Below are 12,201 nucleotides of genomic sequence, written 5' to 3'. Positions count from 1 at the left end.
AAAAACTTTACTCCGATCACACTAATTGCCTTTTATTCCAAATCATATTGAAAACAAAATAAATATTTCATATACCTATTATCAAAGTTTCTGATTCAGTACTAACATCAAATCCGCAAAAGAGGCTCAGAATGGAACAAGTACAGAATTATGTTAATGGGCAACTCACTCCTAGTCATAGCACCCGCTTTTATCCGGTTTTTAATCCAGCGACGGGAAAACAGATACGCCAGGTAACATTAAGTACAGCTCATGAAGTTGAACAAGCAATTGAAGCCGCTCATCAGGCTTACAGTGAATGGTCTAAAGTTTCACCTCTCAAGCGTGCTCGTGTCATGTTCCAGTTCAAGGCATTGCTGGAAACCAATATCGACAAACTGGCGCGATTGATTTCAGAAGAACATGGAAAAATCTATTCAGATGCCCTCGGTGAATTAACTCGCGGTCTGGAAGTGGTTGAATTTGCCTGTGGCATTCCTCATCTACAAAAAGGTGAACATTCAGCTAATACCGGAACAGGTATAGACAGCCATTCATTAATGCAGCCTTTAGGCGTTTGTGCCGGCATTACCCCCTTCAACTTCCCGGCAATGGTTCCTATGTGGATGTTTCCTATCGCATTAGCGACAGGGAATACTTTCGTATTGAAGCCTTCAGAAAAAGATCCTTCTCTCGCGATTGAATTAGCAATACTACTTAAACAATCCGGTTTACCCGATGGCGTATTTAATGTTGTCAACGGCGATAAAGAAGCCGTTGATGTACTACTAACAGATCCACGTGTACAAGCTGTCAGCTTTGTTGGCTCGACTCCTGTCGCTGAATATATCTACACTACCGCCTCAGCTCACGGGAAACGCTGTCAGGCTCTGGGTGGTGCAAAAAATCACTGTATTCTGATGCCAGATGCCGACCTTGATATGGCCAGCAATGCTATTACAGGTGCGGCTTTTGGCGCAGCCGGCGAACGTTGCATGGCACTGTCTGTTGTATTGGCGGTTGGGGATGAAACGGCAGATGCATTAATTGAAAAATTACGTCAACAGATCAGCAAAATGTCTGTCGGTCCCGGTATTGTCGCAACGAAAGAAAACGATATGGGACCCGTTATCTCCGCCCAACACCAAGCTAAAATCTGTGATTACATCGATAGTGGCGAAAAACAGGGGGCTAGTCTGTTAATTGATGGCCGTCAACTCAAGGTTTCGGGTTATGAAAATGGCTATTTTATTGGCCCGACGCTGTTTGATAACGTCACGCCAGAGATGAAAATCTATCAAGAAGAGATCTTCGGCCCCGTTCTATCAATTGTCCGTGTACCCGATTATGCCACCGCATTAACATTAATTAATGTCCATCAATATGGTAATGGTACCGCGATATTCACCCGCGACGGAGAAACTGCTCGCCAGTTTAGCGAAGATGTACAAGCAGGTATGGTAGGCGTCAATATCCCCATTCCGGTACCAATGGCCTTCCACAGCTTCGGTGGCTGGAAACGCTCAATTTTTGGTCCGCTTAACGTTCACGGTAATGATGGCGTTCGCTTCTACACCCGCATGAAAACCGTTACCAGCCGCTGGCCAGCAAGTATCAGGTTAGAACATCATTCCAGCAGTTTTGTGATACCAACAATGGAATAAAATGGAGTTCTGTAATATGAGCAAATCAACAATGACAACGGCTCAAGCATTGGTGAAGTTCTTGAACCAGCAATATGTGGAAGCAGACGGAGAACAATATCCATTTATCAGAGGAATCTTTACCATTTTTGGTCACGGCAATGTGGTTGGATTAGGGCAAGCGCTGGAGCAAGATCCCGGTCACTTAACCGTTTACCAAGGATGCAATGAGCAAGGTATGGCCCATATCGCCACAGGTTTTGCTAAGCAGAAAAAACGCAAACAGATTTTTGCCGTAACGTCATCTGTTGGCCCTGGCTCCGCCAATATGGTAACCGCCGCGGCAACTGCCACAGCTAATCGCATTCCTCTGCTGTTATTACCCGGAGATCTCTTTGCCTGCCGCCAACCTGATCCAGTCTTACAACAGGTTGAACAGTTCCATGACTATACTATCAGCACCAATGACTGTTTCCGCCCGATTTCTCGTTATTGGGATCGTATCTCCAGACCAGAACAGCTAATGAGCGCTATGATTAATGCGATGCGAGTTCTAACCGATCCCGCTGATACCGGCGCCGTCACAATCTGTTTGCCACAAGATGTTCAAGGCGAGATTTGGGATTTTCCTGACTATTTCTTTCAAAAACGAATTCACCGCATTGAGCGCCGCCCTGCTTCCATCGCCATGATTAACGATGCCGTGGCGCTCATAAGCCGCAAGAAAAAACCCTTGCTCATCTGCGGTGGCGGGGTGCGCTATTCAGAAGCACATAACGCTTTCCGTCAGTTCGCAGAACACTTCAAGATTCCTTTTGCTGAAACACAGGCAGGTAAAAGCGCCGTAATTGCCGACCATCCCCTAAATTGTGGCGGTTTAGGCACAACAGGCTGTCTTGCGGCAAACCTGATCGCCAAAGAAGCCGATTTGATTATTGGCGTTGGCACCCGGTTTAGTGATTTCACCACGGCATCCAAATCGCTATTTCAACATCCAGAAGTTGAATTTCTCACTATCAACGTAGCGGAATTCGACGCCTGTAAACTGGATGCAACCCCTGTTGTATCAGACGCCAAAGCAGGGTTAAACGCTATTGCAGAACAACTTATTCAATTGCATTATCGCAGTGGTTATCAAGATGAAATTCATCAAGCGCGGGAACGATGGAGAAAAGAGTTAAATCGTCTGTTCGACATTGAGTATCAGGCAGATTTCACACCAGAAATTCCCGGCCATCTTGATGATAAATTGGAAGAGTACAGCCAGACATTACAAACCCGCCTGCCACAAACCAGGGTATTGGGATTATTAGACAAATATCTTGAGCCAGAAGCGATTATTGTTGGTGCATCAGGCTCCCTTCCTGGCGATTTACAACGGTTATGGCAATCCAAACAACCGGATACCTATCATCTTGAGTATGGCTATTCCTGTATGGGCTATGAGATAGCCGCTGCTATTGGCGCTAAACTAGCCTGCCCCAACCAACCGGTTTATGCCATAGTCGGTGATGGCGCTTATATGATGCTTCATTCAGAGCTGCAAACCGCAGTACAGGAAAATATCAAAATCATCGTGTTGCTGTTTGATAACGCGGGATTCGGCTGTATCAATAATCTACAAATGAGCCAAGGGATGGGCAGTTTCGGAACAGAAAATCGTTACCGGAACCCAGAAAGCGGCAACATGGATGGCAAACTGATTAAAGTCGACTTCGCCAAAAATGCAGAAAGCTACGGCTGCAAAAGTTACCGAGTCCACGATGAGCGACAACTGCTTGACGCATTACAGAAAGCCCAAAAACAGACCGTACCGGTACTCATAGATATCAAAGTGCTGCCTAAAACGATGACGCATGATTATGAATCATGGTGGCGAATAGGCACAGCGCAAGTAGCGAAAAATCCAGCTATAGAATCTGCCGCAAAGAAAATAAAGGAGATGGTTGCAACCAAAGTACGCCAATATTAAAAAGTGATGGCCTGTAAGATAGCAGGCCATTTTCCCTTCCTTAATCATTTTTAATGCTATTTTTGGAATTTTTATTCCAAAAATAAATTACTTTTTTCTTCCCCTCAATCTCTATGGCTAAGCTCGGTAATCACTTAGTCGAATGCATATTATAATTTGTTTTTAAAGGACAAATTTCCCACTCCATCCAGTATCAATCTTACTTTACGTGATCTAATTAACACAAATTCAATATTGTTATTAACAAAATGCTACGCCACACTCAAAAATATAATTTCCAAATACTGATAAATTGAAATAAATGTTTTATTTGATATATTTTAAAGTATCTCATAAGCAGATACCTAGGTATCAAGGAGCATCCATGTTCAACATTGCATTATTTGGCGCCGGACGAATTGGACAAGTACACGCAGTGAATATCACTCATCATAAAGAAACTTCTCTTTACTCCGTTGTCGATCCACATCAGAAAAGTGCTGAACTTCTAGTACAGAAATATCAAACAAAAAGACAAACTATTGAACAGGCAATGTCCGACCCTAAAATAGATGGCGTTCTTATCGCCTCGGCAACAGATACACATGCAGACCTGATCGAACTCGCAGCAAAACATCATAAAAAAATCTTCTGTGAAAAACCGGTTCATCTTGATATTGAACGTGTTCGTCATTGCCTTGAAACCGTTAAACAGTATCAGGTTCCCTTATTTGTTGGCTTTAACCGTCGTTACGATCCGCAATTCCGCCGAGTAAAAACACTATTTGACGCCGGCGCGATAGGAAAAGCCGAGTCTCTGCTGATTATTTCCCGTGATCCCTCCCCTCCTTCTGCTGAATATGTCAAAGTTTCTGGTGGTATGTTCCGGGATATGACAATACATGACTTCGATATGGCACGTTTTATTATCGGTGAGGAACCCTGCTCGATCTACGCCCAAGGTAGTAACCTGGTTGATCCAGCTATTGGGCAAGCGGGTGATATCGATACCGCCTTTATCGTTATGAAATTCCCATCAGGGGCAATGGCAACCATTACCAACAGCCGTCGTTCCGGGTATGGCTATGACCAACGAATTGAATTACATGGTGAAAAAGGGCTGCTTAGCGCCGGCAACATTAAAGAAAACAGTGTTGAACTCTGGGAAAACAGCGGTTGTTTAACAGCCAAGCCAGAGCATTTCTTCCTGCAACGTTACCGGGAAGCCTACATTGCTGAATGGGATCATTTTGTCGATGTCATGGCTGGTCGCGCCACGCCAGAATGTAGTGGCGCCGATGGCGAACAAGCACTTTATCTGGCAGATAAAGCTCTCGAATCTCTGCAATTAGGGAAAGAAATCAAATTATAAAACAGCCCTACATCTCTAACTAAAACTAACTGACTTACATTTATTTTCATCATAAAAACGGGAAAGGCCGCTTTCCCGTCAGCATATTGCTGCCTGAAAACAGTCAATCAGGCTTGGAGGATAGTATGTTAGCTTTTCTCTCATTTATTGGTTTTACCCTATTAGTGGCTGGCTTCGCTTATTACAAAACCCATAATGCTCGTCTGACAGAATCTACTGAAGGCTATTTTCTTGGCGGACGATCTCTCACAGGTGTTTATATTGGTAGCTCTATGTTATTGATGAACCTGTCCACAGAGCATTTAATCGGTTTGAATGGATTAGCATTCCGAGCCGGATTTATCGTTATGGCTTGGGAAGTGATAGCCGCTGTAACAATCGTTCTATTTGCTATTTATTTCCTGCCTAAATATCTGAAACTCGGTATTTCAACCATCCCGGAATACCTTGAACGCCGATTTGATAAAAATACGCTGCTTATTACCTCAATTCTTTTCCTGGCTATGTATATCATTTCACTACTCCCCATTGTGCTGTATACCGGCGCAATTGCATTAGAAAGTCTATTCCAGGTTTCCAATGTATTCAGTATTGATAAGACTACGGCATTATGGATTATGGTTTGGGGCGTTGGTGGATTAGGTGCGGTTTATGCCATCTTTGGTGGTATTAAAGCCATTGCCGCCGCAGATACTATTAACGGCATTGGCTTAATCGTTGGCGGGTTAATGGTAACCATTTTTGCCCTACTCTATGTCGGCAATGGCAATGCCTGGCAAGGATTAATTGAAGTTTATCAATCTAATCCTGATAAATTTAACTCCATCGGCAGTGAAGATTCTCTAGTTCCTTTCTCCACGTTATTTACCGGCCTAATTGTTTCCAATATGTTTTTCTGGTGTACCAATCAATCCATTGTTCAGAAAGCCCTTGGGGCAAAAAATCTAGCGGAAGGACAAAAAGGCGTGATGTTGTGTGCTTTACTTAAACTCATTATGCCGTCTATTATTATTCTACCCGGCATTATTGCTTTCCATATTTTCAAAGGACAAATAGATAATCCAGATAACGCCTATCCAGAATTAGTCCATCTAATTCTGCCAGAAGTATTGGTTGGTTTCTTTGCCGCTGTGGTCGTTGGCGCGGTATTTTCCACATTCAGTGGCGGACTTAATTCATCTGTAACACTGTTTATCGTCAATATTTACAAACAGCGAATCAACCAAAATGCCACCGAAACTCAAACAGTCGCTATGAGTAAATATCTGGGGATCGGATTAGCGTTAATCACCATGATCGTCGCACCATTAGTCGCTAATGCACCAGATGGTCTGTTCTATCTCATTCAACAATTACAGGGGATTTTTAACGCGCCAATTCTCAGCGTGGTATTAGTCGGACTGATGACTAAACGAGTACCGCCTATTGCGGCTAAACTTGGCCTATTATTCGGCATGTCTGCCTATATTATCTGTAATTTCATTTTAAAAATTAACCTGCACTTTTTTCACCTGGTTGGCATTTTATTTATTCTCAATGTTATTTTCATGTTGGCTATTGGCTACTTTTTTCCAGCTAAACCATTTGAAGATGTTTATACTGAACAAGTAAATATTACACCGTGGTCTATGGTGAAACCGGTTGCATGGTTAATTACACTCTGTTCAATCTCTATGTACGTATTTCTCGCACATAATGTTCCCAAGGTAATCATGATTATTTATTATTTGTTTGCTGCATTAATACTATCTTATGCGCTATACCAGATAGGTAAGACGCTATTCAGGAAACTTGTAATAAATAATACGCCCCAAAAACCGAATAAAGATAATTAGCTAACTTTATTACCCCAACATTATTATTAGAATAACCTACAACCAGGATTTCCCTGTATCCCATATTCGCAAGAGGAAATCCTGGGAGTATAGCGATTCTTTTTGCTAACTAATTCCATATATACCAAGCCATAAATGGAACAAAAATTCTAACATTCTATTTTTTCAGCTCTTACCTCTGAATGGTACCTAATTAATCAGAAAATTAACCCTATATAACGCGACGTTAGCTAAAAAATCCTTATCAGATCACAACCTGAAATTAATATTTTCATTTTTGTTGAAAATGAAATAAATGTTTCCTATAACAGATGTACGACAACAACCAAAGCTAACTGGCAAACACTAAAAAATTGACTGCAACAACAAACGACCTATCCGCTTCTATTTGGAGAAACAGCTATATGGAAGAGATTCGTATCGGCCTAATCGGTACTGGTTACATCGGACGGACGCATGCCATTGCTTACGCACAAGCACCTACTGTTTTCCCTCTGGCAGGCAAACTAGTTTGTGAAATGGTAGCGGAAGTTTCTGCTGAACTCGCCGCAAAACGGTCTGAACAATTAGGTTTCCGGCGCTTTACTGACAATTGGCGCAAATTAGTATCAGATCCCGATATTCATGTTGTTGATATCTGCTCACCAAATTTCCTTCATAAAGAGATGGCTCTCGAAGCAATCAAACATGGCAAGCATGTTTATTGTGAAAAACCACTGGCACTAAACTCAACTGATGCACAATTAATGGCCGCAGCCGCCAAAAAAGCCGGCGTGAAAACATTAGTCGGTTTTAACTACATGAAAAACCCCACCGCACAACTGGCTAAAGAGATCATTTCAAATGGTGAAATTGGTGAAGTCATTCACTTCTACGGCACTCATAACGAAGATTATATGGCTGATCCATTCACCCCTATTCACTGGCACTGTTTCAAAGATAAAGCTGGATTAGGTGCATTAGGGGATCTTGCTGCTCATATCATCAATATGGCGCAGTACCTGATTGACGATATCGAAACTGTTTGCGCAGACATGGCCACTGTCATCAAACAACGCCCGGAAAAAACCGGCTCTAGCATTATGGTTGCGGTAGAAAACGAAGATCAAGCACATGCTATGGTGCGTTTCAACAGTGGGGCAATGGGTGTTATTGAAACCTCCCGTGTTGCCTGCGGCCGCAAAATGGGTTTGAGCTACACCGTTACAGGAACAAAAGGCGCTTTGAGCTTCACACAAGAAAGAATGGCCGAACTGAAACTTTACCGTCACGATGAACCGGCAAACCGCCAAGGCTTTAAAACCATTCTTATTGGACCGGAACATCCTGACTATGCGCCATTCTGTCACGGCGCAGGTCACGGTATCGGCTTCAATGATCAAAAAACAGTGGAAATCAGAGATTTGATCAATGGCATCGCCAGCAATAAAGAGATATGGCCAGATTTCACCGAAGGATGGAAAGTCTCACGTATTTTGGATGCCATTGCTCGTTCTTATCAGGAACAACGTTGGGTGAATGTCACTGAAATTAATTAACTCTTCTTATCAACACTCCACTGTCGGAGCTAATCATAGCAACACTTGATGTTGTACTTAATAAGGAATGGTTCAATGGAGCAGCAAAAAAAATTTGATGTTATTTGCATGGGACGAATCGCCGTTGACCTTTACGGCCAACAAATCGGAGCACGTCTGGAAGACATGGGAAGTTTTGCAAAATATCTTGGGGGTTCTTCCGGTAATGTTGCCTATGGCACCGCTCGTCAGGGGCTTAAATCCTCCATGCTAGCCAGAGTCGGTGATGAGCATATGGGACGTTTCCTTAGGGAAGAGCTGCAAAGTGTTGGCTGTGATACCAGCCATCTAACTATTGATAAAGAACGCCTTACGGCACTGGTGCTGCTAGGAATCAAAGATAAAACAACGTTTCCCTTGATCTTCTATCGTGATAACTGCGCCGATATGGCAATTACCCGTGACGATTTCAGTGAAGAATACATTGCATCAGCCCGTTGTATGGCAATCACCGGAACACATCTTTCTCATCCTAACACTCGCGATGCGGTGCTGACGGCCCTCAACTACGCCCGCCGCAACCGTGTGAAAACAGTCATGGATATTGATTATCGCCCGGTACTTTGGGGATTAACTTCTCTGGGAGACGGTGAAACACGTTATATCGCATCGGAACAGGTAACAGCTCAGTTACAGGAAGTATTATCGCTATTTGACCTCATTGTCGGCACAGAAGAAGAGTTCCATATTGCCGGTGGTTCCACAAATACCATCGAAGCACTACGCAACATTCGTAAACTCACGTCTGCTGCATTGGTTTGCAAACGAGGATCACTGGGATGCTCTGTTTTTACCGCTGAAATCCCTAATGATTTGGATAATGGCATTACCATACAGGGTGTTCGTGTCGATGTGCTTAACATACTCGGTGCAGGGGATGCTTTTATGTCCGGCTTGTTACGCGGCTATCTTAATAACGAAGGTTGGGAAAAAGCCTGTACCTACGCTAATGCTTGTGGCGCATTAGTTGTTTCTCGTCATGGATGCGCCCCGGCAATGCCAAATAAAACAGAGCTTGATAACTATCTATCACGCGCCAATCAAATACTACGCCCTGATTTGGATGAAACACTTAATCACCTCCACCGTATCAGCGCCCGTAAAAAACAATGGGACGAACTGTGCGTAATGGCATTTGATCATCGTATTCAATTTATTGAATTAGCCCGACAAGCAAATGCCAGTATCAAGCGTATTTCATCATTAAAACAACTTCTATTGCGCGCCAGCCGAGAAGTCGCCACAGAAGCAGGATTACAAGGAAAAATAGGCCTGTTATGTGACAGCACTTTTGGTCAGGATGTTTTAAACGAAATTACCGGTCAAGGTTGGTGGATAGGCCGCCCAATTGAGCTACCTGGCTCTCGCCCGCTTTGTCTGGAACATGGCAACATCGGTTCCCAACTTATTGACTGGCCGCTGGAACACATCGTCAAATGTCTGGTGTTTTTCCATCCAGAAGACGCTCACCCACTCCGTCTGGAACAAGAGAAAAAAGTTCGGGAAATTTATGCCGCATGTTGTAAATCTGGTCACGAACTTTTACTGGAAGTGATTCTACCTGCGGAAATGAAACACTCAGATGAGTTCTATATTCGCGCACTTAGACGCTTTTATAACCTTGGCGTTAAACCGGATTGGTGGAAACTCCCACCTCTCAGTTCTGAAAGTTGGGACAACATTAACTATCTCATCCAGCAACGAGACCCCTATTGCCGTGGCGTCGTTATTCTTGGTCTTGACGCTTCACAAGAAGAGCTGGAAATGGGCTTTAATGCCGCAGCCGGCAAATCTATCGTCAAAGGTTTTGCTGTCGGAAGAACCCTATTTGGTCAACCATCCCTAAAATGGCTAAAAAATGAGATTGATGATAACCGCTTGATCCAGAAAATAAAAACCAACTATCACAACCTGATTAGCCTATGGCGTCAGCGCGGATAGCAACATAATAAAATTATTTTATTCAATTAGTAGGAGCACCATCATGGCTGTTCAACTTGGTATCAACCCTCTAACCTGGACTAATGATGACTTACCCACTCTCGGCGCAGATACACCACTGGAAACCTGCTTAACAGAAGGTCGCCAGGCGGGTTTTACTGGTTTTGAATTGGGCAATAAATTCCCTCGTCAGGCCAACGTATTGGGTCCCATTCTTGCCGCCCATGATCTCATGCTGGTATCCGGCTGGTACTCTGGCGAATTACTCACCCGTTCAGTAGCGGAAGAGATTAAAGCGGTACAATCTCACCTGACCCTGCTACGCGAGCTGGGGGCTAATGTCATGGTCTTTGCGGAAGTGACAAACTGCATTCACGGCGATCAAAATAAACCAGTCCATCTTCGCCCTCAATTTCCAGCTAACCGCTGGCAAGAATATGGTGAAAAATTGACTGAATTTGCCCGCTACACCCAAAAACAAGGTGTTCAGATTGCTTATCACCACCATATGGGAACTGTCATCGAAACTGAGAAAGATGTTGATCATCTAATGGAAAATACCGGAGATGAAGTTGGATTGTTGCTGGATACCGGTCATTTAACCTTTGCTGGCGCTGATCCACTAGCTATCGCAGAACGCTGGGCAAAACGCATTAATCATGTTCACTGTAAAGACATCCGCCCTGATGTACTTAACGATGTGAAAAACCGTAAAACCAGCTTCCTTGATGCGGTGCTGAGCGGTGTATTCACAGTACCGGGAGATGGTTGCGTTGATTATCCGGCAATTTTCCAAGTGTTGAAAAAACAGAATTATCAAGGCTGGCTGGTGGTTGAAGCAGAACAAGATCCCGCTATTGTTCACCCATTCACCTACGCAACGATGGGTTATAACAATTTACGCAAATTTGCCAGAGATGCCGGATTGTTTTAATTAATCACAACCTGATTCATGCAAAAATAGTACTGAGGGTAGATAATATGTCCAAATTATTATCAAAATATCATCCACCGGATCAAAACAAACGAACTCAACATATCACGCCGGAATCAGCAAACTGGAAGTATGTCCACTTCGATGTTTATGAATTGGCTTCGGGTGAAAAAATCACCTTACCCGCATCAGAAAATGAAACCTGTCTGGTTTTGGTGGCAGGCAAAGCCACAGTGACTACGCCACATCAACGGTTTGAGCATATTGGCGATCGCATGCAGCCATTTGAACGCAAAAAACCTTATGCCGTTTACATCACTGCGGGGGAATCTGTTGAAATTATTGCCGATACCGCTCTTGAACTCGCGGTATGCCAAGCGCCGGGTAAAGGAAGCTACCCGACTCGACTGATTACGCCACAGGATATTGATGCAGAACAACGTGGCAATGGCTACAACCGACGCTATGTTCACAACATCCTACCGGATAATAAACCTGCTGATAGCTTGTTGGTGGTTGAAGTCTTTACCGGTGAAGGCTGTACCAGCTCCTACCCTAGCCATAAACACGATACCGACAATACGCCACAGGAAACCTATTTGGAAGAAACCTATTACCATCGCCTGAACCCTTCTCAAGGGTTCTGCATGCAACGTGTCTATACCGATGACCGTTCACTGGATGAATCAATGGCTGTTTACAACAAGGATGTGGTAATAGTGCCCAAAGGCTACCACCCAGTGGCAACCATTGCCGGTTACGACAACTATTATCTCAACGTAATGGCCGGACCAACCCGCAAGTGGCTATTTACCTGGGAAAAAGACCACCAATGGGTTAATAGTGAAGAATATGCACAAAAGCACAACAATTGATGCATATCGAGAAGAAAAAAAGGTTGCTTTTTTAGCGCACTCAATCGAGTGCGCTGCTGCCTGTACGGCAGTGAACGTGACCGCGTTATCAAAG

The 12,201-nt window shown here is 43.7% G+C and carries 8 protein-coding genes; all 8 read left to right on the top strand.

Annotated features, from left to right (window positions below; all coding sequences use genetic code 11):
- The first annotated feature begins 131 nt into the window (after positions 1 to 131).
- The 8 genes from C6H66_RS13520 to iolB all read left to right on the top strand — a co-directional run bounded on the left by C6H66_RS13520 (position 132) and on the right by iolB (position 12,107).
- The gene (locus C6H66_RS13520; RefSeq protein WP_105395855.1) at positions 132 to 1,643 is read left to right on the top strand and encodes a CoA-acylating methylmalonate-semialdehyde dehydrogenase; all 1,512 of its coding nucleotides are present in this window, start codon (positions 132 to 134) and stop codon (positions 1,641 to 1,643) included.
- Between the two features lie 16 nt (positions 1,644 to 1,659).
- Positions 1,660 to 3,594 (top strand): 3D-(3,5/4)-trihydroxycyclohexane-1,2-dione acylhydrolase (decyclizing), encoded by a 1,935-nt coding sequence (iolD, locus tag C6H66_RS13515; protein ID WP_248000673.1) that lies wholly within the window; start codon positions 1,660 to 1,662, stop codon positions 3,592 to 3,594.
- 364 nt (positions 3,595 to 3,958) lie between these two features.
- Positions 3,959 to 4,945 (top strand): inositol 2-dehydrogenase, encoded by a 987-nt coding sequence (iolG, locus tag C6H66_RS13510; protein ID WP_046394387.1) that lies wholly within the window; start codon positions 3,959 to 3,961, stop codon positions 4,943 to 4,945.
- 125 nt (positions 4,946 to 5,070) lie between these two features.
- Positions 5,071 to 6,780, top strand: a complete 1,710-nt coding sequence (locus tag C6H66_RS13505; RefSeq protein ID WP_105395853.1) for a solute:sodium symporter family transporter — start codon at positions 5,071 to 5,073, stop codon at positions 6,778 to 6,780.
- 404 nt (positions 6,781 to 7,184) lie between these two features.
- Entirely contained in the window at positions 7,185 to 8,318 is a 1,134-nt protein-coding gene (locus C6H66_RS13500) for a Gfo/Idh/MocA family protein (RefSeq protein ID WP_105395852.1), read from the top strand.
- Positions 8,319 to 8,393: 75 nt separating this feature from the next.
- Positions 8,394 to 10,298, top strand: a complete 1,905-nt coding sequence (locus tag C6H66_RS13495; protein WP_105395851.1) for a bifunctional 5-dehydro-2-deoxygluconokinase/5-dehydro-2-deoxyphosphogluconate aldolase — start codon at positions 8,394 to 8,396, stop codon at positions 10,296 to 10,298.
- Between the two features lie 43 nt (positions 10,299 to 10,341).
- Entirely contained in the window at positions 10,342 to 11,232 is an 891-nt protein-coding gene (iolE, locus tag C6H66_RS13490; RefSeq protein WP_105395850.1) for a myo-inosose-2 dehydratase, read from the top strand.
- 47 nt (positions 11,233 to 11,279) lie between these two features.
- On the top strand, positions 11,280 to 12,107 hold the full coding sequence (gene iolB, locus C6H66_RS13485; protein WP_105395849.1) for a 5-deoxy-glucuronate isomerase: 828 nt from the start codon (positions 11,280 to 11,282) through the stop codon (positions 12,105 to 12,107).
- The last annotated feature ends 94 nt before the right edge of the window (positions 12,108 to 12,201 follow it).

It is taken from the genome of Photorhabdus hindustanensis (assembly GCF_002968995.1).
Lineage (GTDB): Bacteria > Pseudomonadota > Gammaproteobacteria > Enterobacterales > Enterobacteriaceae > Photorhabdus > Photorhabdus akhurstii.
Note: the sequence above shows the minus strand (reverse complement) of the source record. Positions and strands in the feature narration are given on the sequence as shown.

Bases quoted from the DNA above. Each gene is read 5' to 3' on its own strand.
- iolB (WP_105395849.1), top strand. From the start codon at position 11,280: ATGTCCAAATTATTATCAAAATATCATCCACCGGATCAAAACAAACGA.
- C6H66_RS13500 (WP_105395852.1), top strand. From the start codon at position 7,185: ATGGAAGAGATTCGTATCGGCCTAATCGGTACTGGTTACATCGGACGG.
- iolD (WP_248000673.1), top strand. From the start codon at position 1,660: ATGAGCAAATCAACAATGACAACGGCTCAAGCATTGGTGAAGTTCTTG.
- C6H66_RS13505 (WP_105395853.1), top strand. From the start codon at position 5,071: ATGTTAGCTTTTCTCTCATTTATTGGTTTTACCCTATTAGTGGCTGGC.
- C6H66_RS13520 (WP_105395855.1), top strand. From the start codon at position 132: ATGGAACAAGTACAGAATTATGTTAATGGGCAACTCACTCCTAGTCAT.
- iolG (WP_046394387.1), top strand. From the start codon at position 3,959: ATGTTCAACATTGCATTATTTGGCGCCGGACGAATTGGACAAGTACAC.
- C6H66_RS13495 (WP_105395851.1), top strand. From the start codon at position 8,394: ATGGAGCAGCAAAAAAAATTTGATGTTATTTGCATGGGACGAATCGCC.
- iolE (WP_105395850.1), top strand. From the start codon at position 10,342: ATGGCTGTTCAACTTGGTATCAACCCTCTAACCTGGACTAATGATGAC.